Genomic DNA, 24,290 nt, shown 5'->3' with positions numbered 1-24,290 from the left:
GACCATGTGGAATCAAGTCTATGATCCGCTGCACAGCCCGGTGCTGTCGACGATCGCGGCGGCGGTGCCTGTCGTCACACTGCTGGTCCTGATCGCGAGCGGCCGCGTCCAGGCTCATATTGCGGCAATCATCGCCGTGATCGTGGCCAATCTGATCACGATCTTCGTCTTCACGATGCCGGCCAACATGTCGATCCGCGCCTCGGTGCTGGGCATCGTGACCGGCTTCTTCCCCATCGGCTGGATCGTTCTCAACGTCATCTTCCTCTACCAGGTGACGGTGACCACCGGACGCTTCGAACTGCTCAAGCGCGCGGTCGGCGGCGTCACCGAGGACCGGCGGCTGCAATTGCTGTTGATCGCGTTCTCCTTCGGCGCGTTCTTCGAGGGCGCTTCGGGCTTCGGCACCCCGGTCGCGATCACCGGCGCCGTGCTGATCGGCCTCGGCTTCTCGCCGCTTGCCGCGTCGGGCCTGTCGCTGATCGCCAACACCGCGCCGGTCGCCTATGGCGCGCTCGGCACGCCGATCCAGGGCCTTGCATCCGTCACAGGGCTCGATCCCTACATCCTCGGCGCGATGGTCGGCCGGCAATTGCCGTTCTTCTCGCTGATCGTGCCGTTCTGGGTGGTGTGGGCGTTCGCGGGCTGGAAGGGCATGAAGGATGTCTGGCCGGCGATCCTGGTCACCGGCGTCTCGTTTGCGATCCCGCAATTCGTGATCTCCAACTTCATCAATCCCTGGATCGTCGACATCGGCGCGTCGCTGATCTCGATGGGCGCGCTGATCCTGTTCCTGAAGGTCTGGCAGCCCAGGCAGCTCTGGCTGTCGCCCGCGTTGCGCGGCAATGATGAATCGGCCTCCACCATGGCCGCGGCAAAGCCGCTCGACAAGACGCCGCTGACGCAGAGCGAGATGTTCAGCGCGCTGCTGCCGTGGATCATCGTCTGCATCGTGATGCTGATCTGGGGCAACGGCGCCTTCAAGACCTGGGCGAACTCGATCTTCGTCTGGAACTATCCCGTCCCCGAGCTGCATCAGATGATCAACAAGATGCCGCCGGTCGCGCCGGCGCCGACGAAAGAGAGCGCGGTGTTCGGCTTCACCTATCTCTCGTTCACCGGCACGGGCATGCTGATCGCCGCGATCATCTCCGGCTTCCTGATGGGCGTCGGTCCCGGCCGGCTCCTGACCGAGTACGGCCGCACCATCCGGCTGTGCGCGATCTCGCTGATCACGATCTCGGCGATGCTCGCGATCGGTACGTTGACGCGGCTGTCCGGCGTCGACGCGACGCTCGGCCTCGCCTTCGCTGCGACCGGCGTGCTCTATCCCTTCTTCGGCACGCTGCTTGGCTGGTTGGGCGTGGCTTTGACGGGATCGGACACCGCCTCCAACGTGCTGTTCGGAAACCTGCAGAAGATCACCTCCGAGCAGCTCGGCCTGTCGCCGGTGCTGATGGCGGCGGCGAACTCGTCCGGCGGCGTCATGGGCAAGATGATCGACGCGCAGTCGATCGTGGTCGCCTCCACAGCCACCAACTGGTACGGCCACGAGGGCACCATCCTGCGCTTCGTGTTCTGGCATTCGATCGTGCTCGCCTGCCTCGTCGGTGTGCTCGTGACGTTGCAGGCCTATGTCTGGCCGTTCACGGCGCTGGTCCTGAAGTAACAGGCAACGCCTCGCTTCAACGCAGATCCCCGCAGGGCTTCGCCGCCTTGCGGGGATTTTTGTATCCAGCGTGCGCGAACCTTCTCAACGGCGCCGCCGTCTTATAGAAGGTGCCGCAGATCAGGTCGGTCGAGAGGTCTCATGGTTTCGCTCAGGCAGATGGTGTGTGTAGCGGTTGCAATGCTTGCGGTGTCCACGCTCGCGCGTGCCGAGGATGGCTTTCCGTTCGGCACCGAGATGACGCTGGAGGCGCTGCCGCAACCGGGTTCGAAGCGGATTCCGAACATCGAGATCGGCGACAATGGCGAAGTGGTGCTGGAGCTCTGGTGCAAGGGCGGCAAGGGCCAGTTCTCGGTCGCCGGCAACACCGTGATCTTCGTCCCCGGCCAGATCCAGGATCGCTCCTGCCCGCCGGCCAGGGCGCAGGCCGACGACGAACTCGTCGCAGCGCTGAGCAGTGTCGAGACCTGGAAGCGTCAGGGTGACGTGCTGACGCTCGTCGGCCCCAAGTCGCTACGCTTCCGCACGACCGGGAATTAAGCTTCTCGACAGCCGGCACCTCATAGCCATTGGACTTGAGCCATGGCAGCGTCTCGACAGCCCCTGCTGGTTGTGTTCGGCGGCCTCCCCGGGACCGGAAAGACCACCATCTCACGGGAGCTCACACGACGACTGTGAGCGACCTATCTCCGCATCGACGCGATCGAGCAGAGTTTGTACGCGGCGGGCCAGGCCGGTGGCGAGATGGGTTATGTGATTGCGAACGCGCTGGCCGCGGAAAAGGCCGCTTGCCGGATATCTATGGGCATGACTTGCCCACTTGGGGCGGTGTCGTGAATAGAGTTTACGAGCCTTGGGATCGGGGGCGTCTCATTCTGGACAGCGCCACCAGCTCGATTGAGCAGTTGGTTGATATCGCAGAGTCGCATGTTCGCGGAGTGACGCTGTAATCGTGTCGCTCGGACCGTGGCCTGCTCCTCGCCAAGCGCAGCCCAGTTGGCCCCCGTTCTTTGACGGTTACGGCGTCGCAATCAATCCGTTGGCGGTGGCGACGATCCAACGACTGCCCCAGCGCACGATAGAGTCTATTCGCCCGAGTCCGGGAATAATGTCGCCGCGCGCGGCCATCCGAATGCCGTCAGGACCTTCGAGAACAGCTGTTCCGTCCCGAACGTCGACAACCGTCCACCCGGGTATGGTTGTAGGCCTCGTTTCAGGTGCCGGCGCCAAAGGCTGCCTCATTGCTATTGCTGGCCCGGATGGGCTTGTAGTGACTTGCGAAGCCGTCAACGGGCGTGCGCCCGACGTTGCGGTCCTGGGAATGCTTCCTACAAAAGCGGGTGCGGTTGTTTGCTCGGAGGCGGATACCATCTTTCGAGCGCCTTCAATCTTGCCTCCGGATCTTGTTTCAGAAGCTCGCGGTGAGGGCGCCGCTTTCTGGGTAATTGGGCTGACGCCGAGCATGTTTGCGAACGCGGGCCAATTCAGTCCCCCGGCCCACCCCAACCCAAAGCTTGCCGCAAGTGCGATTGTAAACAGCAGAGCGGTGCGCGCTCGAAAGCCATACGGGTCTCGGAGCACCAGCACTTCTTCGCGATGGTGGCCTAGGATATCCCATGGGCTGGCCGGATGCGTTGGCAGCTGGCCGCCAACCACATTCCCGGACCGGATGTTTCCAAGGGTACTCGGCTCGTGGTCTTGCATGATGCGACCCACGTTCGACCACCCGATGATGGCCGTTTAAACTGAATCGAATCTTAACAATCAGGCGAATGACTGCGGCAACTGGGCCTACTTCCACACCGACTTGTCGGCGTCCCAGCGCTGGCCCTTGAGTTCTTTGGTGAGCGCCTCGATCGAACCATTGTCGTCGGGCTGATCGCCTTCCTCGTCGGCCGAAGCGTCATCCGAGAGATTGAGCTTGGCGCCGCTGCTCTCATCTGCGGTGGTGGTCGAGGGGCTTCCGATCCACAGCATGAGCTTGTCGGTCGTGCCGGGCTTGTCCGGCGAGATCAGCCCCGCAACCTCGATCGTGTCAGTGAGCTCGAGCGCCGGAAAATCCTGGTTCGGCCGCTTGAAGACCAGCTTGAGCTTGCCGGTGGCCGGGTTGAAGCTGTGCGACACCGGCTTTGCCGCGAGCGTCCTGCTCAGCACGTTGGAGACGGCGGTCGAAACCTTGTCGCGGTTGATCTTGTCGCCGTCGCGCCAGTCGGCGGCCGCAAAGCGGATGGTGCGGTCCATCTCGGTCATGCCAGCGGTCCAGCCTGCCGCGGTGACGCCCGGCATTGCCTTGAACTTTGCGAGCAGGGCGCCGGCGCGTTCCGGATCGACCGACATGTTGATGGTCTGCTCGCCGGCGCGCAGCGCATCGCAGCCGACCGACAGGCTCGCCAGCGTCACCTCGACCTCCTGGCCCTTCAGGCTCTTCAGGAACTCGGTCGCCGCATCCAGCTTGACCTTGACCGCGATCGCTTCCGGCGAGACGTCGGTGAAATCCTTCGGCTGCGGTGTGATGCCGTCGTCCGAGGTCTGGTTGTCCTGAAATTCCTTCTCGCTGAGATCGGAATTGTCGGGCGAGGTGACCTCGGTCACGGTCTGGCCGATCGCGATCTGGCCGCGGAATTCGAACGTGTCGCCGGCCTGTTTGCGCAGCAGCTTGACGGTGACGGGCGCCTTTTCGCCGAGGCTCTGCGTCGTGCCGGTCAGGTTCTGGCCCGCGACCTGGAGATTGACGACAAAGCGGTCCTTGCGGTCGGAATTCTTCGCGACCGGATAGCAGACATCGAGCACGGCCGCCGTCACCGTCTTGCCCTGCCGCGTCTCCTTCAGGATCACGTCAGCATTGCCGTCCATCAGCCCGTCGATCGAGGTGAAATAGCGGATCTCGGTTCCGCCCGGCGTGGTGGCCTTCGGCGACAGCTTCATCTGGGCCGATGCGGAATGCGGCGAAACTGCAAGCAGGGCGGCCAAAGCAACTGTCGGGCAAACCAGAAGCGCGCGCATCGACGAAATCCTCGCGGAAACAGAATCGGCGCGCCACCGTAGTGGGTTTTGGCCGCCGGTTGAATCGGAAAGCGGAGGGGCAGGGTCGGCAAAAAAGAAGGCCGCCCGGAGGCGGCCTTCGCAACACTGTAACGGAACGGCAGGCTTAGAAGCCGCCCATGCCGCCGCCGGCCGGCATGGCGGGCGGAGCTTCCTTCTTCGGCAATTCGGCGACCATGGCCTCCGTGGTCACCAGCAGGCCGGCGACGGAGGAGGCGTCCTGGAGCGCGGTGCGCACCACCTTGGCGGGATCGATGATGCCCTTCTCGACCATGTCGACATAGTCCTCGTTCTGGGCGTCGAAGCCGAAGGTCTCGGACTTGTTCTCCAGGATCTTGCCGACGACGATCGAGCCTTCCACACCCGCGTTCTCGGAGATCTGGCGGATCGGGGCTTCCAGCGCCTTCAGCACGATGTTGATGCCGGCCTGGACGTCGGCATTGGCGTTGGTAAGGCGGCCCACCGCCTTCTTGGCGCGCAGCAGCGCGACGCCGCCGCCGGGGACGATGCCTTCCTGCACCGCGGCGCGGGTGGCGTTGAGCGCGTCCTCGACGCGGTCCTTCTTCTCCTTGACCTCGATCTCGGTCGCGCCGCCGACGCGGATCACCGCGACGCCGCCCGCGAGCTTGGCGAGACGCTCCTGGAGCTTCTCACGGTCGTAGTCCGAGGTGGTCTCCTCGATCTGGGCTTTGATCTGGCCGACGCGGGCCTCGATCTCCGGCTTCTTGCCGGCGCCCTTGACGATCGTGGTGTTCTCCTTGTCGATCACGACCTTGCCGGCGCGACCGAGCATCTTCACCGTGACGTTCTCGAGCTTCATGCCGAGGTCTTCGGAGATGAGCTGGCCGCCGGTGAGGATCGCGAGGTCCTCCAGCATGGCCTTGCGGCGGTCGCCGAAGCCCGGCGCCTTGACGGCGGCGACCTTCAGGCCGCCACGGAGGCGGTTGACGACCAGGGTGGCCAGCGCCTCGCCCTCGACGTCCTCGGCGACGATGACGAGCGGCTTGCCCGACTGCACCACGGCTTCCAGCACCGGCAGCATGGCCTGCAGGCCCGACAGCTTCTTCTCGTGCAGGAGGATGTAGGCGTCCTCGAGCTCGGCGGTCATCTTCTCGGCGTTGGTGACGAAGTAGGGCGACAGATAGCCGCGGTCGAACTTCATGCCCTCGACGATGTCGACCTCGGTGTCGAGCGACTTGTTCTCCTCGACGGTGATGACGCCCTCGTTGCCGACCTTCTGCATCGCCTGGGCGATCATCTTGCCGATGGCGGCATCGCCGTTGGCCGAGATGGTGCCGACCTGGGCGACCTCGGAGGAGGCAGCGACCGGCTTGGCGCGCTTCTCGATGTCCTTGATGACGGCCGCAACCGCGCTGTCGATGCCGCGCTTGAGGTCCATCGGGTTCATGCCGGCGGCGACCGCCTTGGCGCCTTCGCGCACGATGGCCTGGGCCAGCACGGTCGCGGTGGTGGTGCCGTCGCCGGCGAGGTCGTTGGTCTTGGAGGCGACCTCACGCAGCATCTGGGCGCCCATGTTCTCGAACTTGTCCTCGAGCTCGATCTCCTTGGCGACGGTGACGCCGTCCTTGGTGATGCGGGGCGCACCGAAGCTCTTCTCGATGACGACGTTGCGGCCCTTCGGACCGAGCGTCACCTTGACGGCGTTGGCGAGAATGTCGACACCGCGCAGCATGCGATCGCGCGCGTCTCCGGAAAACTTGACGTCTTTGGCAGCCATTTCTTCAATCCCTCGTGTTTCGTGATGTGTCTGCCGCTCGTCTGTCGCATCATGTCGGGGGTCCGCAATCGAACCCGGCGGAATGATGGAATGCCCGGATCGCGCGATCCGGGCATGACATTCAGCGGCTGTTCAGGCGGATGGCCTTAGGCCATTACGCCCATGATGTCCGACTCCTTCATGATCAGGAGGTCTTCGTTGTCGATCTTGACCTCGGTGCCCGACCACTTGCCGAACAGCACGCGGTCGCCGATCTTGAGGTCGATCGGGATCAGCTTGCCGGCCTCGTCACGGCCGCCGGGGCCGACGGCGACGACCTCGCCCTGGGACGGCTTTTCCTTGGCGGTGTCCGGAATGATGATGCCGCCCTTGGTCTTTTCCTCGGCGTCGATACGTTTGACCACGACACGGTCATGCAGCGGACGAAATTTGGATTTAGCCATGACGTTTCCCTTTGGAGGCTCGCTTCGGAGGTAGTGGAAGTGGGTGGGGCGGCGCTTCGTCCACCCTCTTGCCGAGGATCGAACGGCGCGCTTAGCAATCGGGCTTTCCGAGTGCTAATAGTGCGCCCGGAAATATGGCTTGGCCGCGATCCTGTCAAGCAATGGTGGTTAAGCGATTGGTGAGGCGGATATAGGATTGTGTCTACAGAAACTTATTGGTCGCGCTGGCGTATAAAGGACGTCATTGCTCCGACAGCGGTTTTGCGCTTGGCTGCAGGAGGGATACGGTCGGGGTCTCGTTTGGGGGACGGTTTGCTCGGGGGAATGTCATGATCAGTTCAGCTCACGCACGCACGGTTGCCAATCTGGCGGCCGCCTCCTGCCTGGCGCTGCTGCTTGGCGCCTGCGGCGGCGGGATGAGCCTGCCGTCCTTCTCGTCGTCTTCGCCGCCGCCCGAGGCCGAGCCCGGCACCGGTCCGGAAATGCCGGCGACCATCCGCGCCGACGAGATCGTCGGCCGCTGGGGCCTCGCCTCGTTCCAGAACCCGGCCGACCGCGCCCGCACGGAAGCTGCGGCAAGGGCGCAATGCAAGAACCCCTACGTGATCACCGCCGGTTCCTCCGGCGGCGTGATCATGCATCTGGCCGACCAGGCGACGCCGCAGGAGCTGCGGCTGAAGGGCTCGCCCAGCGGCAAGAACTATATCGGGCCGGCGGGTCCCACCCCCGGCGAGCAGGACCGCGAGATCGTCTCCTTCGACGGCCGCGTCCTGATCACCCGCTTCATCGACAAGGACGCCGCCACCCGCTACGGCAACATGGTCTACGTCCGCTGCGCGCCGAGGGCGTGATGTCCTGCTGTCGTTCCGGGGCACGCGAAGCGTGAAACCGGAACCTCGAGATTCCGGGTTCGGTCCTGCGGACCGCCCCGGAATGACGTGAGACACATTCAGCAAGACAACAAAAAACGCCGGCTTTCGCCGGCGTTTTGTTTTTCCGTATGCCCGCGTTCGCTTAGTCGAACAGCGCGTCGATGTCGTCCTGCGAGGCGTGGCCGACGTCGCCGGCGAGCTTGGGGCCGTTGAGCAGCTTCTCGTCCTCGCTGCGGGTGTCGGCCGGCGCGGGCACATGGGCCTTGATCGCGTCGACGCCGCCCCAGATCTCCATCATCGCATTGATATGCTGCTCGATGAACTTCATCGTGGTCATGACCTTGCTGATGCGCTGGCCAGTCAGGTCCTGGAAGTTGCAGGCTTCGAAGATCGAGATGACGCGTTCCTGGATGTCGTCGGCCAGTCGCTTCTGCTGGTCGGCCGATTGCACCTTGGACATCGCGCTGGCCGCCTGGTCGATCGACTCGGCGGCTTCGAGTATCTGCTGGGTCGCCTGCTCGGTGCCGCCGACGACCGCGCCGAGCTCGCCATTGACCTTGGCCATCTCGCCGCCGTCGAAGCTCTTGCCGTGCAGCGTCGCGATCTCGCGCTTGGTGCGATCGATGGCGTCGTGGATGAGGTCGAGCTCGACCTTCAGCTTCTCGCACTGCTCGATCTGCGCCCGGTAGGTGTCGAGCATGGTGCGAGCTTCGGAGAGCTCGTGGGCAGTGGAGGCGTCGATCGCCGCCATGGCTGCGCTGCCGGACAAGGGCGCAGTGCCCTTCGCCATCTGTGCGCGGATCGCACGCAGCTCCGCCATGATCTCGCTATGCATCGGGCCTGCCTCTTCAGTTAAATCAAGAATCGGCATCTCGCCACCGGCGATATCCTCGACACGAAAACGCTTGCGGTGAACAGCCATCAGGATACTCCCCCCACCTCATTCACGCGTCTTTGTAGGCAGAAGCGATTTAACACGAAGTTCACAGCCGGAACTGTTCTGCGGCCGCGCGCGACGGCGTGAAAACGAGCGATTAACCATGGGTGCGAGGCGTTCATCGAAAATAAACGCTGATCGCCAAATTGCCCCGCTGCTGACGACGTGGTGAATCCAAACGCTGTTTCCGTTTACCAAACAAAACGGCTTTTGCTCTTTATTGACCACGTCGCGGTCGTAGCCATCAACGCGCCACGACGCATGTGATCTAGACGAAACAGTACAGAGTACGTCGATGTTCAAGAAAATGTCTGTCGCGCTGCTCGGCAGCGCTTGCACCTTCATTGCCGGCGCGAGCAGCGCCAGCGCCTTCGACAATAGCGTGCCGAACGATCCGCCAGCGGTGCTTTACCAGCCGCAGGTGCCGACGGCGCCGGTGCGCGTCGCCTCCAACGCGAACATGGGCGGCGGCTTCATCGAGTTCCTGTTCGGCGACGGCCCCGGTCGCGGTCCGGCCTACGCGCCGCAGCAGCCGGTCTATCAGCAGCAGCCGGGCTATTACGATCCGCGCCGCCTGCCGCCGATGGGCGAGCCGCAGATGCAAGGCGGATATCAGCAAGGCGCGGTTCAGCAGGAAGCGGTCGACCCGCGTCAGCGTCCATTCGATCCGAGGTTCGAGAAACAGTCTGTTGACTATAGCGGCAAGGAAACTGCCGGGACCATCGTCGTCGATACCCCGAACAAGTTTCTCTATCTCGTCGAGGGCAACGGACGTGCGATGCGCTACGGCATCGGCGTCGGCCGTCCCGGCTTCACCTGGTCCGGCGTGAAGTCGATCACGGCCAAGCGCGAATGGCCGGACTGGACGCCGCCGGCGGAAATGATCGCGCGCCGGCCCGATCTGCCCCGGCACATGGAAGGCGGCCCGGAAAATCCGCTCGGCGCGCGCGCGATGTATCTGGGCTCGACGCTCTACCGCATCCACGGCTCCAACGAGCCCTGGACCATCGGCACCAACGTCTCCTCCGGCTGCATCCGCATGCGCAACGAGGACGTCATCGACCTCTACGGCCGCGTCAATGTCGGCACCAAGGTCGTGGTGATGTGAGGCTCTGGGGTTTCAAAATGAAAACGGCCGCCCTCGGGGCGGCCGTTTTTGCTTGCGGCGTTATCGGGCAGCCTCACGCGTAATCGCTGCCGCCGTCGTCTCCGTCGTCGAAATCGCTGTCGTCGGCCATGTCCATATGGCCGTCGTCGTTGTTGTCGTCGTAGTTCTGGTCGTTGTTGTCCCGATCGTTCGACGCCTGGTCGGCGAAGCCCTGGCGTGAACTGTCGCCGCGGTCGCGGCTCGAGCCGATGTCGTTGAGGCCGGCATCGCGCGCCAGCGAGCCGCCGGACTGATCGCTACCGCCCCAGGGGCTGCGATCGCCGCCCAGGGAGTTGGTGTCGCCAAAGGCCTGCTGGTGCGATCCGCCCATCATGCCGCGAATGCTGGAGAGCAGCAGCGAGCCGCCGACGACGCCGGCTGCGGCGGCCGCCGCCGTGCCGAGGAACGAGCCGCCGCCACCGCCGACCGGCGGGGCGCCATAGCCCGGGGCCTGGCCCTGACCTTGGCCGTAAGCCTGTCCGTAAGGCGGGTAGCCCGGTTGCGTCTGCTGCATCGCCTGACCGGTGTTCCAGACCGGCCGCGCATCGCGCGGCGGCACGTTCGGAACCGAGCCGCGCGACGGGCCTCCGCCGAACAGCGAATCGCGCATGGTGTCGAGGAAGCCGCCGGACTGCGCCTGCTCGGGGGCTTGCGCCGCTTCCAGCTCCTGGATGCGGTTATGGGCGCGCTTCAGCGCTTCGTCCTGCAGCAGCGTGGTCTGCACCAGCGCGTAGACTGCGCCGGGGGCCTTGCGCAGGCCATCGGAGATCGCGGCAATCGCGTCGGGATCGCGCGGTGCATTTTCCAGTTTCGAAAGCCGGTCGAAAAGCTCGTCAACGAGCTGGCGTTCCTGCGGCGTCATGGTCAATCTCCCTCGCGCGAAAACAAGCGCAAGCGGGATGTAGGGTTCCATTGTGGCCCCAACAGTGGCGGCCGGATTAAATTTCGGTATGCGACAAGCTGCCTCCCGGGCCGGCTTTCCGCCGGTTTCACCCCAGCGTGACGCCGCTGTCCGCCAGCAGGCGCGCAAACGCATCGCCCGCCAGATAAGCGTGCTCGCGTTCGCGGACGTCGGTCATCGGATCGAGGCCGGACAGGATGTCGTCGACGAAGCCGGGGTGGCACATCACGAGGCCGCCATCGGGAAGGCCCTCCAGGAATTGCCGCATCAACGCGCCGAAATCGGCCTCGCGCGTAAAATCATAGGCGCCGGCGAAGCCGGGGTTGAAGCTGAGGCCGGCCGTGCCGGCGCGGCGGCGGAACTGTGCGCTGAGGATATCGAGCACCATCGCTTTTGGTGAGGCCAGCCGCTGCAGGAGCGGCAGGTCGCGGCCGCCCTGGCGCACCCAGGCTTTTGGTGCGACTTCGGCGACCGCGTCGACAAAGCCGTCGCGCACCTGCGGATAGAGCTGCACATGCTGGTGGCCGTCGACGAAGTCAGGCACGCGCCCGAACGCTTCCGCGAATGCCGCCAGCTGCGCCTTGACCTCGTTGCGAAAGAATTCGCGGTCGAGCCGGCGCGCAAGGCCCGCGCGCAGCAGTTTCGGGAACGGCATGAACATGTCGCCGTCGAGCGGTCGGAAATGCATGGTGAGCGGCCGGAACGGCGCCGACAATGTCACGTGCAAGCCGATGGCGCAGCGCGGGCTGGCTTTCGCCGCCGTCTGGAGCGCCTCGATCTCGCTGCGCTCGATCGCGGGTCCCACCATCATCACCGAGGTGGCATTGAGACGGCCGCGCGCGATCAGGTCGCGGATGGCGCGGTTGACGCCCGGGCTGATGCCGTAGTCGTCGGCGCAGAGCCAGATCCGCCGCAGGCCCGCGGCCGCGCTCATTCGGCGGCCGTCCTCTTCGAGGCGTCCTGGCTTGAAGCGGCCTGGGCCTTGTCGGTCTCGAAATGCTTCTCGCTGTGCTCGGCGACGAAATAGATCGGGCGCGCCTTCAGCTCGGACAGGATCTTGCCGATATATTCGCCGACGATGCCGATCATGATGAGCTGCACGCCGCCGATGGTCATCAGGCCGATCACGAGCGAGGGATAGCCGGGCACCTGCTTGCCGGTGGTCCAGACCTCCCAGAGGATCGAGAGGCCGAACAGGAAGGCGCCGCCGGCGAGGATCACGCCGAGCAGGCTGGCGAAGCGCAGCGGCGCGACCGAGAACGAGGTCACCCCTTCGATCGACAGGCCGAGCAGACGCGCGGCACTGAAGGTCGTCACGCCGTGGGTGCGCGGCGCGGGTTCGTAGTCGACGCGGATCTGGCGGAAGCCGATCCAGCTCGCGAGGCCCTTGAAGAAGCGGTTGCGCTCCGGCAGCTGCCTGAGGGCTGCGACCGCGCGCGGCGACAGCAGGCGGAAGTCGCCGGCGTCTTCAGGGATCTTCTGGCGCGCGCCCCAATTGATCAGCGCATAGAAGCCGTGCACGGCGACGCGGCGCAGGAAGGGCTCGTTGTCGCGATGGGCCTTGGCGGTATAGACGACGTCATAGCCGTCCTCGATCCAGTGCCGCACGAGCTGCTCGACCAGGGCCGGCGGATGCTGGCCGTCGCCGTCCATGAACATCACGGCGCCGAGCCGGGCATGGTCGAGGCCGGCCATCAGCGCCGCTTCCTTGCCGAAATTGCGCGACAGCGAGACCACCTGGACGTCGATCGCGTCGGCCGGCAGCGAGCGGGCGATCGCCAGCGTGGCGTCTGCGCTGCCGTCGTCGACATAGACGACCTCGCAAGCGAGGCGATAGCGCTCCTGCAAGGTCCTTGCGAGATCGCAGATGCGCTGGTGCAGGGCGGCGAGGCCCGCCGCCTCGTTGTAGACGGGGACGACAATCGACAACCCCTTCGCGGCGGCGCTGGCCGCGGTGGTCGTCATGCCGGAAACGTCAGAGCCCAGCGTCATTGATCAAGGTTCCAGAGGCGTCCAATTGTTCTGAGCAGCATATGGTAGCTGCCGTTTGCTGTCGCTACGCTGAACGGACCCGAGGCTCACCGCCGCAGAAACGCCTCGAGCTTGGCGAACAGCGGGTTCTCCCGGTCGAACACGTAGTCGAGCGAAACCACCGAGACGGTCTCGGCGCCATGCTCGCGGAGGAAGCTCGCCAGCGCATAGAGCTGGCCCGGCGGGCAGTGCAGCGTCAGCATGCCCGACGAGGTCGGTCCGCCGAACGGGGCTTCGACGCCGAAACGGCTGTGGGCTTCGCCGAGCAGGGCCGCGTCGCATTGCCGGAAGCGGGTCCGGACCTCGCGGTATTTGTTCGCCCGTGCCCTTGCTGCGATGTGATCGAGGATGACGCGGGCGGTCTCCCGCGCCTGCGGCGACCAGTCGGCGTCCCTTGAGGCGACCAGATTGGCCTGGCTGCGCAGGATCACGCCGTCGTCGAGCACCCGCAATCCGTTGGCGGCGAGCGTCGCGCCGGTCGTGGTGATGTCGACGATGAGCTCGGCGCTGCCGGCCGCCGGCGCGCCTTCGGTCGCGCCCGCGCTCTCGACGATGCGGTAATCGGTGATGCCGTGGCTCTGGAAGAAGGCGCGGGTGAGGTTGATGAACTTGGTCGCGACCCGCATCCGCATGTGATGCTGCTCGCGGAAGCCGGTGGTGACGTCGTCGAGGTCGGCCATGGTGCGGACGTCGATCCACGCCTGCGGCACCGCGACGACGACGTCGGCATAGCCGAAGCCGAGCCCCTCGATCAGGGACACGCGCTTGTCGGCATCCGCGATGTTCTCGCGCACCAGGTCTTCGCCGGTAACGCCGAGATGCGCATTGCCGCGTGACAGTTGCGAAGCGATCTCGCTCGCCGACAGGTACGCGACCTCGACATTGTCGAGGCCCGCAAGCGTGCCGCGATAGTCGCGCGCGCCGCCGGCCTTCGACAGCTTGAGCCCGGCGCGGGCGAAGAACGCCTCGGTGTTTTCCTGAAGGCGGCCCTTGGAGGGAACGGCCAGGACGAATGGCGCGCTCATGGCTTAAGCTCCCACCTTGCGGCCGATCCGGGTCAGCGCGTCCACCCAGACCGAGAAGCCGACCGCGGGGATCGGCTCGGCTGAACCGAGCTGGGTCATCAGCCCGTCATAGCGGCCGCCGGCGACCAATGGCTCGGCGCCGTTGCCCCTGTGATGCAGCTCGAATTCGAAACCGGTGTAGTAGTCGAGGCCGCGCCCGAACGCGGTCGAAAAGCGGGTTTGCTTCACGTCGATGCCGCGCGCGGCCATGAAGCCGACCCGGCTTTCCAACTGGTCGACGGCGGCAGTGAGATCGAGCTTCGCGTCCGTGGTGAGCGCACGCAGCTCGGCGATGGCATCGTCGGGATTGCCCGCGATGCCCAGGAAGCGCTTCAGCACGGCGATCGCCTCGCGCGGCAGCGCGCCGCCCTTCAGCGTCGACTGCTCGAGGAAACGGTCGGCGATCTCGGCAGTGGTACGGCCGCCAACATTGGTGGTGCCGGCGATCGACATCAGATCGGTGACGAAGGCCAGCGCCGCCTTGCGGTCGGAGCCGGCAAGCGCGGCCAGCACGCCCTCGTATTCGCTGCGTGTCGCGGTGGTCGCGGCCGCGAGCTTCTCCAGATCTTTTTCCAGGCTGATCTTGCGGTTGAAATCCTTGACCAGGCGGCGGCGCCAGACCGGATAGAGGTCGAGCGCGTCGAGCAGGGCGTTGAACAGCGCGACGTCGCCGGTGCGGATCTCGACATCGCGGACGCCGAAGGCGCTGGTCGCCTCCAGCGCCAGCGCCAGCATCTCGGCATCTGCGGCGGCACGGTCCTGGCGGCCGAACGATTCGATGCCGGCCTGGAGGAATTCACTGGCCTGGCCGCTGCGGTAGCGGAACACCGGACCGAGATAGCTGAACCCGGCCGGCTGGCCGGCGCGGCCGGAGGCGAGGTAGTCGCGGGCGACGGGAATGGTCAGGTCGGGCCGCAGGCAGAGTTCCTCGCCGGACAGGTCCGTGGTCAGGTACAGGCTCTTGCGGATGTCCTCGCCGGAGAGGTCCAGGAACGGCTCGGCCGGCTGCAGGATCGCGGGCTCAGCCCTGACATAGCCGGCCTGCGCGAACGACAAGAGCAGCGTATCCGCCCAGGCGGCGGAGCCGGCAGCATTTGAGGTGGCAGTCGCGGTCATCACAGGGGTCCATCGTCCCGGTGGAACCGGGCTTGGGCAAGGGGAGGCGAATTGGCGCAGCCCTTAGCATGGCCCGGAAACGGTTTCGACCTCCAAAGGATCAATCGCTTAATGGCTGGGCAATGCCGGGATCAGCTGGTCCCGCCGCCCCAATCGCCCAGCACCGCCTGCACCAGCGCCAGAGCGGCCACCGCGGCGGTGTCGGCCCGCATGATCCGGGGGCCGAGCGCCAGCCGCAGGATTTTCGGCTGCCGCAGCAACAGCGCTCGCTCTTCCTCGGCAAAGCCGCCTTCGGGGCCGATCAGCACGTCGATACCTTGGCCGGGCTCGTGCGCAGCTTGCAGGCTTTGAACGGGGTTTTGGACCTCCGCTGCCTCATCGCAGAAGATGAGCAGGCGGCCCGCAGGGCGCTGACTGAGGTACCGCTCCAGCGGCACCGGCTCGGCCACCGCGGCGATGCTCAAAATGCCGCACTGCTCGGCTGCTTCGACGACATTGGCGCGCATTCGCTCGGTGTTGACCCGGGAGGCCTGGGTGAACCGGGTGAGGACCGGCTGAAGCGTGGCGGCGCCCATCTCGATGGCCTTTTGCACCATGTAGTCGAGCCGGGCATGCTTGAGCGGGGCGAAGACGTAAGTGAGGTCGGCCAGCCGGTCCTGGGGCCGGGTCTGCTGGAGGATGACGAGGCCGTCCGGCCGCTTGCGGCCTTCGATCGCGGCCTGCCACTCGCCGTCGCGGCCGTTGAACGCCAGAACCTCGGCCCCGGCGGCAAGCCGCAGCACATTGCCGAGATAATTGCTCTGGTCGCGGTCGAGCGGGACCCTGGTGTCCTGGGCAAGGGGGGCGTCGACGAACAGGCGGGGAGCACGAAAATCGTGGGAGGGCATCGTTCAAAGGTCCGATTCGCCGCATTTATTAACCGAAAGCAGCCATTCCGGGGGTAAATATTGCCAAATCGGTGCGGCGGCGCGCCGCGCTCTTGCCCTATTCGGCGGGTTGTTAAGGGCCGGCGGGAATCGTAGAATCGCCAGCACGCTGGTTGCGCTTCAATTAGGAAGGCGCCGAACCCCGTAAGCTCCTGCCGGAGAGACTATCTTGATGATCCGTCATTTGATGGTTCCGATCACTGCCGCCATGGTCACCATGGGTGCCGCTGGCGCCTACGCGCAGGGCTTCCCTGCGCCGCTGCCCGGACAGGCCGCAACCAGTTCCGCATTTCCGCCTGTGAATGGCTCGGCCCCGACCGCCTCGGTCGGTGCGGCGCCGCAAGCGTCGTTTCCCGTGAATGGCACCGCGCCCGTCGGTGGTGCCGGTGCTTTCAGCGCGGCCCCGCCGACGCAGGGCGGTCCCGGCGAGGACTGCATGAAGGCCTTCATGCCCCTGCGCGAGGAAGCCGAGAAGCGCGGCAAGCTGATCAAGGCCGCGAGCGATCGTCACGCCCCGCCGGACGAGGCCTGCAAGCTGATCCGCAATTTCAGCCAGGCCGAGTCGAAGATGATCAAGTACATCGAGACCAACGCCGCCAAATGCGGAATCCCGCCCCAGGTTGGCGGGCAGATGAAGGAAGGCCACAAGAACACCGAGGCCATGCAGGCGAAGGTCTGCAACGTCGCGCAGCAGATGCAGAACCAGCCGCGCGGTCCGGCCGGCCCGTCCTTGAGCGAGGTGCTGGGTTCGGGCTCGGCGCCTGAGGCCAATGCCGGCAAGAAGGGCGGCAGCACCTTCGACACGCTCAACGGCAACGTTCTCACCCGATGAGCGACACATCCGCCCGCGTTGCCGATTCCACCGGCAACTGGGTCGATACGCTCGCGCCGCAATGGGCGCGGCCCTATTTGCGGCTGTCGCGCTTTGATCGTCCGATCGGCTCCTGGCTCCTGTTGATGCCGTGCTGGTGGTCGGCGGCGCTCGCCGCCGCCATGGCACATGACGTCCGCGGCCTGCCGCTCACCATCGTGCTGTTCTTCATCGGCGCCTTCGTGATGCGCGGGGCCGGCTGCACCTGGAACGACATCACCGACCGCGACCTCGACGACAAGGTCGAGCGCACCCGCTCGCGGCCGCTGCCGTCGGGGCAGGTGACCACCAGGCAGGCGCTGGTCTTCATGGTCGCGCAGGCGCTCACCGGTCTCGTGGTGCTGCTGCAGTTCAACCGCTTCGCGATTGCGACCGGCATCGCCTCGCTTTTGATCGTCGCGATCTATCCCTTCATGAAGCGCATCACTTGGTGGCCCCAGATCGTGCTGGGCCTCGCCTTCTCCTGGGGCGCCTTGATGGGATTTGCCGTCACCTTCGGCCGCATCGAATTGACCGCGCTGGTGCTCTATGCCGGATCGATTGCCTGGGTGATCGGCTATGACACGATCTACGCGCATCAGGATGCCGAGGACGACGCCCTGATCGGCATCAAGTCCACCGCGCGCCTGTTCGGCGCCCACACGCACCAGGCGCTGATCCTGTTCTACGGCCTTGCGGTGATGCTGATCGGCGTCGCGCTGGCCTCAGGCGATGCGCGCTGGCCGGCCTGGCTCGGGCTTTTCGCCTTCGCCGTGCATCTGGCCTCGCAGATCGTGCGCTTGAGGATCGACGATCCCGAACTCTGCAAGCGCCTGTTCTACTCGAACAAATATGCGGGCTTGCTGCTGTTTGCGGGATTGCTGGTCGACGCGGTGACGCGGGCGTAGCTGCCGTAGGGTGGGCAAAGGCGCTCTTGCGCCGTGCCCACCATCTTTCCAGGATTGCGATAGAGGAGGTGGGCACGCTTTCGCTTTGCCCACCCTACGGCACTTGTGATTGCCGCTCAATTCCTTGCGATGATCTCGCGTTCGGCGCGATGAACCGGCAGCTCGCGGGTCATGGCGGTGCGCCGGCGCATCAAAAATTTCGGGCGACGGGCGCGGATTGCGTTGGCGCGGCGACGGCGCGGCGTGGGCTTGCGGGCGCCTTCGTCGAGTTGCGGAAGCGCGAACAGTTCGCTCCACACGGCCCAGGCCTCGGCGAGCTCGTCGCCATCGGCGCTGACCAGCAGCGGAACGGAGAGCGAGGGATCGCGATGCACGAGCACGAGGGTCTGCGCCTCGTCGTTGCCGCGCAGCGCGACGCCGGTGAAGTCGCTGACGCGCACGTTGATCGCCATCTGCATGCCGCGGACGGCACGGCGCAGCACGACACGCTCGCGATGAAGCTCGATCTGCCGGGTGTATCCGTCGGCGCGCGGATCGTGCGCATCGAAGCGGACCGGAAGGGAAAGAGGGTCGAGCCGCAAGCTGCGGCCCGACCCGTCGGGAGTGACCCCGCATGTAGCTGTTTGACGCCTCACGGCTTTAGTCTCCCCGCCGGGATTATATTCCCGGTCGATGCGAGGACCTTAGCGCGCGCCTTGCCGAAACCGCTTAAAAAGGCTGGTTAACCCAGCGTCACCGCCGCTCATGATTGACAAGACCTTGGCACGCATGATTGACGAGACGTTGCGCTGATGGTGCGAATCTGAGCCATTTGCGGGCTGAAAATGCTTGAAGTCCGCGCCAATCGGGCACATCTGGTGTTCAGGGCCGTTATCGCCCCGAAACCTCCCGTCCCAACAGGATTTCGTTTGTGAACCCTTCACCAAGCTCGACGCTTTCGCCCAAAGCCAATCGCGACCTGTTCGATCAGTCCGCGCTGTCCGATCTCGCGCAGCGGCTGGTCGAGGCGGCCAAGCGCGCCGGTGCGGATGCGGCCGATGCGGTCGCTGTGCGCGGCATCTCGCAGGGCGTCGAGGTGCGTGACGGACGCGTCGAGGAATCCGAACGGTCCGAGGGCGACGATGTCGGCCTGCGCGTGCTGGTCGGCCAGCGCCAGGCGGTGGTTTCGACCAACGACGTCAGCGGCGATGCCGTGACCAAGCTTGCCGAGCGCGCGGTTGCGATGGCGCGCGTCGCGCCCGACGACAAATATGTTGGCCTCGCCGATCCCGCGCTGCTCGCGCGCGACTTCCCCGATCTGGATCTGCTCGATCCCGACGTGCCTGCGACGAGCGAGCTCGAGCGCCGCGCGTTGGAGGCCGAGGCTGCCGCGCTCGCCGTGAAGGGCGTGACCAAATCCGGCGGCGCCTCCGCCTCGGCCGGCATAGGCGGCATGGTGCTGGTCACTAGCACCGGCTTCCACGGCTCCTATTTGCGTTCCAGCCAGGGCATCTCGGCGACCGCGATCTCGGGCGAAGGCACCGGCATGGAGCGTGACTACGACTTCACCTCGGCGCCGCACGGCGCCGATCTGTTGTCGCCGGAAATCGTCGGCCGTTCCGCCGGCGAGCGCACCGTGGCGCGTTCCAATCCGCGCAAGGTCGAGACCTGCAAGGTGCCGGTCGTGTTCGACCCGCGCGTCGCGGGCTCGCTGGTCGGCCATGTCGTCGGCGCCATCAACGGCGCCTCGATCGCGCGCAAGACCAGCTTCCTCAAGGACAAGCTCGGCCAGCAGCTGTTTGCGAAAAACATCCGCATCGTCGACGATCCCCTGCGCAAGCGCGGCCTGCGCTCGCAGACCTTCGATGCCGAAGGCGTCGCGGTGAAGAGGATCGCGCTGGTCGACGAGGGCGTGCTGACGACCTGGCTGCTCGACTGCGCCACCGCGCGCGAGCTCGGCCTCACCACCACCGGCCACGCCCATCGCGGCGTCTCGTCTTCGCCCTCGCCGGGGCCGTACAATCTGCATCTCGAGCCGGGCACGCCGACGCCGGCCGAGCTGATCGCCGACATCAAGCAGGGTTTTTACGTCACCGACCTGATCGGCTCGGGCGTCAACGGCGTCACCGGCGATTACAGCCGCGGCGCCTCCGGCTTCTGGATCGAGAACGGCGAGCTGACCTATCCGGTCAGCGAGGTGACGATCGCGGGCCATCTGTTCGAGATCTTCAAGTCGATGCAGCCCGCGAACAATCTGGAGTTCCGCTACGGCATCAATGCGCCGACGGTGCGCATCGAGGGTTTGACGCTTGGCGGACGCTGACGCGCATTCGACGGACGACACCATCCTGACGCGCGACGCCGCGCTGCTGCAGGACACGGTGCGGGAAGCAGGCCGCCTCGCGCAGTCGATGTTCCGTACCGAATTGAGGAAGTGGACCAAGGGCGCGTCCTCGCCGGTGTCGGAAGCCGACATCGCCGTCAACGATTTGCTCGAGGCGCGCCTGCGCTCGACCGCGCCGGATTACGGCTGGCTGTCGGAGGAGAGCGCCGACGATGCGACGCGGCTGTCGCGGCGGCGGACCTGGGTGGTCGATCCCATCGACGGCACCCGCAACTTCCTCAACGGCCACGACGAATGGTGCGTCAGCGTCGCGCTGGTCGAGGGGGCCTCGCCGGTGCTCGCCGCGGTGTTCGCGCCCACCAGCGACGAGTTCTTCTTCGCGGCCCGCGGGCAGGGCACGACGCTCAACGGCAGGGCCGTGCGGGCGACGTCCGGCTCGGTGCTGGACTTCTCCCGCGTCGCCGGCCCGAAGCCGATGGTCGAGCGGCTCAACATGTCGGGCGGCGACATCAAGCTGCATCCGCGAATCGGCTCGCTCGCGCTACGCCTGTGCCGGGTCGCCGACGGCGTGCTGGATGCGGCTTTTGCGGGGGGCAACAGCCATGATTGGGACCTTGCGGCGGCCGATTTGATCGTGCAGGAAGCGGATGGTAGGATGAGCGACCTCTCCGGAGATCCCATCCTCTATAACCGCCGGGAAGTCACGCACGGGGTGCTGGTGGCAGCGGGTCGCGATCGTCATGCGGGCATCGTCGCGCATTTTCGAGACCGTCCCTTGCCCTGAGTGCGTCCGCCGTGCTTCTCGAACACTGCTTTGCCGGGCAGCCCGCTAGGAAAGAACCCATGTCAGATAGTGCCCCGCAACAATTGCTGCATCTCGTCATCGGTGGCGAACTGCTCGATCTCGAGCACAACACCTTCAAGAACCTCGACGACGTCGAGATCGTCGGCCTCTATCCGAACTATGCGTCCGCGCACGTCGCCTGGCGGGCCAAGGCGCAGAGCACGGTCGACAACGCGCAGATGCGCTATTTCATCGTCCACCTCCATCGGCTGCTCGACCCGAATCAAGAACCGGCGCGTTGAAAAAACTGCTTCGCAATACGCTGCGAAGCAGCTTCGTTCAGCGTGCCGTCGGGGTCCTGGCGGCCGAATATCTGCGCCTTGTCTGGCGGACCAACAAATTCACGTTCGATCCGCCCGACGTCTATGACATCGTCGAGCCGCAGATCCCCGCGATCTTCGCCTTCTGGCACGGCCAGCACTTCCTCACGCCGTTCATCAAGAACAAGGACTCCTACCGGGCCAAGGTCCTGATCTCGCGGCATCGCGACGGCGAGTTCAACGCGATCGCCGTCGAGCGGCTCGGCATCGGCCTGATCCGCGGTTCCGGTGACCACGGCGGCGCCTTCCACCGCAAGGGCGGGGTCGGGGCGTTCAGGGAAATGGTGCAGACGCTCGAGGACGGTTGTAATGTCGCGCTGACCGCCGATGTCCCCAAGCGCTCGCGCGTGGCCGGGCTCGGCATCATCATGCTGGCACGGGAATCGGGACGGCCGATCATGCCTTTCGCGATGGCGACCAGCCGCTTCATCCGGCTCAAGAACTGGGACCGCACCACCATCAACCTGCCGTTCGGGCGGGGCGCATTGGTCGGCATCAAGGAAATCCACGTTCCGCCGGATGCCGACGCCGCCACCATGGAAGCGCTGCGGGTGGAGCTGGAAGAGACCTTGAACGAGGCGACCCGCCGCGCCTATGCGCAACTCGGCCGCCCGGGGCCCCAGGATGGCTAACTCGCTGCCCAATCGACTGCCGATGACGCTGCGGATGTACCGGCGCCTGGCGTCGGGCCTGGTGCCGCTTGCGCCCGCGCTGATCAAGCGGCGGCTGAAACAGGGCAAGGAAGATCCCGCGCGCGTCGGCGAGCGGCGGGGCCTGTCCCGGGACGTACGTCCGCACGGCCCGCTGGTCTGGATCCACGGCGCCAGCGTCGGCGAGGTGCTCGCCGCGGCCGCGCTGATCGGGCGCCTGCGCGATCTCAACCTGCGCATCCTGCTGACCTCGGGCACCGTCACCTCGGCCGCCGTCGTCGCAAAGCGCTTTCCGCCCGACGTCATCCATCAATACGTGCCGTATGATTCCCCGCGCTATGTCGCGCGCTTCCTCGATCACTGGAAGCCGTCGCTGGCGCTGTTCATCGAATCCGATTTGTGGCCCAACCTGATCCTGGCGGGCGCAACGCGGCGGGTGCCGATGGTGCTGATCAACGGGCGGATGTCGCCGCGCTCCTTCCCGCGCTGGCGGCGGATGTACGGCACCATCTCGGCGCTGCTGTCGCGGTTCGACATCTGCCTCGCGCAGTCGAAGACCGATGCGGAGCGCTTCTCGGCGCTCGGCGGCCGCGACGTCGTCACCACGGGCAATCTCAAGCTCGACGTGCCGGCGCCGCCGGCCGATGCCGCAAAGCTCGAACGGCTGATGGCGATGACGCGCGGGCGCCCGATCATCGTGGCGGCCTCGACCCATCCGGGCGAGGACGAGATGCTGGTCGCGGCGCATCGCAGCCTCGCCGGTTTCTTCCCGCAGCTTCTGACGGTGATCGTGCCGCGGCATCCGGATCGCGGCGCCTCGATCGCCGGCCTGATCACGGCATCGGGTCTGAAGCCGGCGTTGCGCTCGCGCGAGGAATTGCCGACGGCCGCGACCGACGTCTATGTCGCCGACACCATGGGCGAGCTCGGCCTGTTCTACCGCCTCTCGCGGATCGTGTTCATGGGCGGATCGCTGATCCGCCATGGCGGCCAGAATCCGATCGAGGCGATCAAGCTCGGTGCCGCCATCGTCCATGGTCCGCACGTCTTCAATTTCGCCGATGTCTACGAGGCGCTCGACGGCAGCGGCGGCGCGCGCCCGGCCGACACGCAGGAGGCGCTGGTCAAGCAGCTCGGCCAGCTGCTGGCCGATCCCGCCATGCGCGACAAGATGCAGCGTGCTGGTAGCGGCGTGGTCGAGGATCTCGGCGGCGCGCTCGATCGCACCATGACCGCGCTCGAGCCCTATCTGCTGCAGCTGCGGATCGAGATGGGGGCCGCCAATGCGTGAGCCGGCCTTCTGGTACCGGCCGCGTTCCCTGGAGTCACATGCGTTGCAGCCGTTGGGTCTGCTCTATGGCGCGATCACCGAACGGCGCATGCTGCGCAAGGGCTTCGACGCCGGCATCCCCGTGATCTGCGTCGGCAACTATCATGTCGGCGGCGCCGGCAAGACCCCGACCGTGCTGGCGTTGACGAAGCTGCTGCGCGAGCTCGGCGAAACGCCGGTGGTGCTCAGCCGCGGCTATGGCGGCCGCCTGACGGGCCCGGTGATGGTCGACCGGATGCGCCACACCGCTTCCGACATCGGCGACGAGCCGCTGATGATGGTGCGCGACGTTCCCGTCACGGTCGCGCGCGACCGCCTCGACGGCGTCGCGCTGGCAAAGTCGCAGGGCGCCACCGTGATCCTGATGGACGACGGTTTCCAGAACCCGCGCCTGCTCAAGGACGCCTCCCTGATCGTGATCGATAGCGAGCGCGGCCTCGGCAACGGCAAGGTGTTTCCGGCGGGGCCCCTGCGCGCGCCGCTGAAGGCGCAGCTCGTGCGCACCGACGCGCTGGTGCTGATCGGAAATGGCCATGCCGCGGACGATGTCGCGGCGGAGCTTGCGAAGCACAACAAGCCGGAGCTGCGGGCGCGCTTGAAGCCGGATGCGGCCTCGCTCGCGCAGCTGTTCGGCAAGCGCGTCTTCGCCTTCGCCGGCATCGGCGATCCCGAACGCTTCTTCCGCACCCTGCGTGCCAGCGGTATCGAGATCGTGCGGACGCGCCCGTTCGCCGATCACCACATGTTCACGGACAACGAAATCGCCGCGCTCGCAGCCGAGGCACAGCGCGAGCAACTCACGCTGGTGACGACGGAAAAGGATCTTGCGCGCCTGCGCGGCCGCGACGGCGTGCCCGACGGCATCGTGCCGTTCGCCGTCGAGCTCGAATTCGACGATCCGGCAAAGCTGCGGCGGTTGATCGGCGATCAGCTCTACAAGGCGCGCGAGCGAAGATTCGGCCGGCGATGATCTCGCAGAGTAGAGCGAATTCGTCGTCGCTCGAAGAGCAAAGGCGAAGACACGCCGCGTATCCATGCCACCGTGAAGATGCCATGGAAAAATAATTCACCCAGCGTCATGCGATGTCTCACGATCGAGCGGGCGACATGTCGCGGCTGATGAATTCCCTTCCGCGCCTTCGGCAGTTGATGTAGCCTTGCAGCAGAGCCGTTACCGGG

At 65.8% G+C, this 24,290-nt stretch carries 23 protein-coding genes; 12 read left to right on the top strand and 11 right to left on the bottom strand.

Annotated elements, in window-relative coordinates:
• Nucleotides 1-4: 4 nt before the first annotated feature.
• Both NLM15_RS39470 and NLM15_RS39465 read left to right on the top strand, forming a co-directional pair.
• Nucleotides 5-1,669, top strand: a complete 1,665-nt coding sequence (locus NLM15_RS39470; protein WP_254123349.1) for an L-lactate permease — start codon at nucleotides 5-7, stop codon at nucleotides 1,667-1,669.
• Nucleotides 1,670-1,810: 141 nt separating this feature from the next.
• A complete protein-coding gene (locus NLM15_RS39465; RefSeq protein ID WP_254123348.1) occupies nucleotides 1,811-2,209 on the top strand; it encodes an META domain-containing protein in 399 nt (132 codons plus the stop codon).
• A gap of 1,251 nt (nucleotides 2,210-3,460) precedes the next feature.
• On the opposite strand, the gene NLM15_RS39455 is transcribed toward NLM15_RS39465, so the two are convergent.
• From NLM15_RS39455 to groES, 3 genes are all read right to left on the bottom strand, one after another.
• Complete coding sequence (locus NLM15_RS39455; RefSeq protein WP_254123346.1) at nucleotides 3,461-4,672, bottom strand: hypothetical protein; 1,212 nt, start codon at nucleotides 4,670-4,672, stop codon at nucleotides 3,461-3,463.
• A 145-nt stretch (nucleotides 4,673-4,817) separates the two neighbouring features.
• Nucleotides 4,818-6,449, bottom strand: coding sequence for a chaperonin GroEL (groL, locus tag NLM15_RS39450; RefSeq protein ID WP_254123345.1), 1,632 nt, complete (start codon nucleotides 6,447-6,449; stop codon nucleotides 4,818-4,820).
• 146 nt (nucleotides 6,450-6,595) lie between these two features.
• Nucleotides 6,596-6,892: a co-chaperone GroES gene (gene groES, locus NLM15_RS39445; RefSeq protein ID WP_254123344.1), complete on the bottom strand. Its 297-nt coding sequence runs from the start codon at nucleotides 6,890-6,892 to the stop codon at nucleotides 6,596-6,598.
• Between the two features lie 329 nt (nucleotides 6,893-7,221).
• Here groES and NLM15_RS39440 point away from each other — a divergent pair, with 329 nt between their 5' ends.
• Nucleotides 7,222-7,743, top strand: coding sequence for a hypothetical protein (locus NLM15_RS39440; RefSeq protein WP_063687171.1), 522 nt, complete (start codon nucleotides 7,222-7,224; stop codon nucleotides 7,741-7,743).
• A gap of 163 nt (nucleotides 7,744-7,906) precedes the next feature.
• Here the strand turns inward: NLM15_RS39440 and NLM15_RS39435 are convergent, their stop codons facing one another.
• Complete coding sequence (locus NLM15_RS39435) at nucleotides 7,907-8,686, bottom strand: protein phosphatase CheZ (protein WP_254123343.1); 780 nt, start codon at nucleotides 8,684-8,686, stop codon at nucleotides 7,907-7,909.
• A 310-nt stretch (nucleotides 8,687-8,996) separates the two neighbouring features.
• On the opposite strand from NLM15_RS39435, the gene NLM15_RS39430 reads away from it, so the two are divergent.
• Nucleotides 8,997-9,809 carry a L,D-transpeptidase gene (locus tag NLM15_RS39430; RefSeq protein ID WP_254123342.1) on the top strand — a complete coding sequence of 271 codons (813 nt, stop codon included), beginning with the start codon at nucleotides 8,997-8,999 and terminating at the stop codon, nucleotides 9,807-9,809.
• 73 nt (nucleotides 9,810-9,882) lie between these two features.
• Here the strand turns inward: NLM15_RS39430 and NLM15_RS39425 are convergent, their stop codons facing one another.
• From NLM15_RS39425 to NLM15_RS39400, 6 genes are all read right to left on the bottom strand, one after another.
• The gene (locus NLM15_RS39425; RefSeq protein ID WP_254123341.1) at nucleotides 9,883-10,710 is read right to left on the bottom strand and encodes a DUF2076 domain-containing protein; all 828 of its coding nucleotides are present in this window, start codon (nucleotides 10,708-10,710) and stop codon (nucleotides 9,883-9,885) included.
• 127 nt (nucleotides 10,711-10,837) lie between these two features.
• On the bottom strand, nucleotides 10,838-11,683 hold the full coding sequence (locus NLM15_RS39420) for a ChbG/HpnK family deacetylase (protein ID WP_254123340.1): 846 nt from the start codon (nucleotides 11,681-11,683) through the stop codon (nucleotides 10,838-10,840).
• Entirely contained in the window at nucleotides 11,680-12,741 is a 1,062-nt protein-coding gene (locus tag NLM15_RS39415; RefSeq protein WP_254123339.1) for a glycosyltransferase family 2 protein, read from the bottom strand. The genes NLM15_RS39420 and NLM15_RS39415 overlap by 4 nt, the downstream gene beginning before the upstream one ends.
• 86 nt (nucleotides 12,742-12,827) lie before the next feature.
• The gene (gene hisG, locus NLM15_RS39410) at nucleotides 12,828-13,805 is read right to left on the bottom strand and encodes an ATP phosphoribosyltransferase (RefSeq protein ID WP_254123338.1); all 978 of its coding nucleotides are present in this window, start codon (nucleotides 13,803-13,805) and stop codon (nucleotides 12,828-12,830) included.
• Nucleotides 13,806-13,808: 3 nt separating this feature from the next.
• Nucleotides 13,809-14,960 carry an ATP phosphoribosyltransferase regulatory subunit gene (locus NLM15_RS39405; RefSeq protein ID WP_254123337.1) on the bottom strand — a complete coding sequence of 384 codons (1,152 nt, stop codon included), beginning with the start codon at nucleotides 14,958-14,960 and terminating at the stop codon, nucleotides 13,809-13,811.
• Nucleotides 14,961-15,091: 131 nt separating this feature from the next.
• Nucleotides 15,092-15,847, bottom strand: a complete 756-nt coding sequence (locus NLM15_RS39400) for a 16S rRNA (uracil(1498)-N(3))-methyltransferase (protein WP_254123336.1) — start codon at nucleotides 15,845-15,847, stop codon at nucleotides 15,092-15,094.
• Between the two features lie 211 nt (nucleotides 15,848-16,058).
• Between NLM15_RS39400 and NLM15_RS39395 the strand changes: the two genes are divergently transcribed.
• Together NLM15_RS39395 and ubiA are read left to right on the top strand one after the other, a co-directional pair.
• The gene (locus NLM15_RS39395) at nucleotides 16,059-16,718 is read left to right on the top strand and encodes a hypothetical protein (protein WP_254123335.1); all 660 of its coding nucleotides are present in this window, start codon (nucleotides 16,059-16,061) and stop codon (nucleotides 16,716-16,718) included.
• Complete coding sequence (gene ubiA / locus NLM15_RS39390; protein ID WP_254123334.1) at nucleotides 16,715-17,644, top strand: 4-hydroxybenzoate octaprenyltransferase; 930 nt, start codon at nucleotides 16,715-16,717, stop codon at nucleotides 17,642-17,644. Before NLM15_RS39395 ends, ubiA begins: the two co-directional genes overlap by 4 nt.
• Before the next feature lie 116 nt (nucleotides 17,645-17,760).
• On the opposite strand, the gene NLM15_RS39385 is transcribed toward ubiA, so the two are convergent.
• Nucleotides 17,761-18,279 (bottom strand): DUF6101 family protein, encoded by a 519-nt coding sequence (locus NLM15_RS39385; RefSeq protein ID WP_254123333.1) that lies wholly within the window; start codon nucleotides 18,277-18,279, stop codon nucleotides 17,761-17,763.
• Nucleotides 18,280-18,554: 275 nt separating this feature from the next.
• On the opposite strand from NLM15_RS39385, the gene NLM15_RS39380 reads away from it, so the two are divergent.
• Genes NLM15_RS39380 through lpxK form a run of 6 tightly spaced genes read left to right on the top strand, consistent with a single transcriptional unit; the run spans nucleotide 18,555 to nucleotide 24,081 of the window.
• Nucleotides 18,555-19,946, top strand: coding sequence for a TldD/PmbA family protein (locus tag NLM15_RS39380; RefSeq protein WP_254123332.1), 1,392 nt, complete (start codon nucleotides 18,555-18,557; stop codon nucleotides 19,944-19,946).
• Nucleotides 19,933-20,751: a 3'(2'),5'-bisphosphate nucleotidase CysQ gene (locus NLM15_RS39375; protein WP_254123331.1), complete on the top strand. Its 819-nt coding sequence runs from the start codon at nucleotides 19,933-19,935 to the stop codon at nucleotides 20,749-20,751. Before NLM15_RS39380 ends, NLM15_RS39375 begins: the two co-directional genes overlap by 14 nt.
• Before the next feature lie 59 nt (nucleotides 20,752-20,810).
• On the top strand, nucleotides 20,811-21,053 hold the full coding sequence (locus NLM15_RS39370; RefSeq protein WP_254123330.1) for a DUF4170 domain-containing protein: 243 nt from the start codon (nucleotides 20,811-20,813) through the stop codon (nucleotides 21,051-21,053).
• On the top strand, nucleotides 21,050-21,763 hold the full coding sequence (locus NLM15_RS39365) for a lysophospholipid acyltransferase family protein (RefSeq protein WP_254123329.1): 714 nt from the start codon (nucleotides 21,050-21,052) through the stop codon (nucleotides 21,761-21,763). The genes NLM15_RS39370 and NLM15_RS39365 overlap by 4 nt, the downstream gene beginning before the upstream one ends.
• A complete protein-coding gene (locus tag NLM15_RS39360; protein WP_254123328.1) occupies nucleotides 21,726-23,072 on the top strand; it encodes a 3-deoxy-D-manno-octulosonic acid transferase in 1,347 nt (448 codons plus the stop codon). Before NLM15_RS39365 ends, NLM15_RS39360 begins: the two co-directional genes overlap by 38 nt.
• Nucleotides 23,065-24,081: a tetraacyldisaccharide 4'-kinase gene (lpxK, locus tag NLM15_RS39355; protein ID WP_254123327.1), complete on the top strand. Its 1,017-nt coding sequence runs from the start codon at nucleotides 23,065-23,067 to the stop codon at nucleotides 24,079-24,081. The genes NLM15_RS39360 and lpxK overlap by 8 nt, the downstream gene beginning before the upstream one ends.
• The last annotated feature ends 209 nt before the right edge of the window (nucleotides 24,082-24,290 follow it).

It is taken from the genome of Bradyrhizobium sp. CCGB20 (assembly GCF_024199855.1).
In the GTDB taxonomy this organism is placed as follows: Bacteria; Pseudomonadota; Alphaproteobacteria; order Rhizobiales; family Xanthobacteraceae; genus Bradyrhizobium.
The sequence above is the reverse complement of the archived record's forward strand: the minus strand, read 5'-3'. Positions and strand labels throughout refer to the sequence as shown.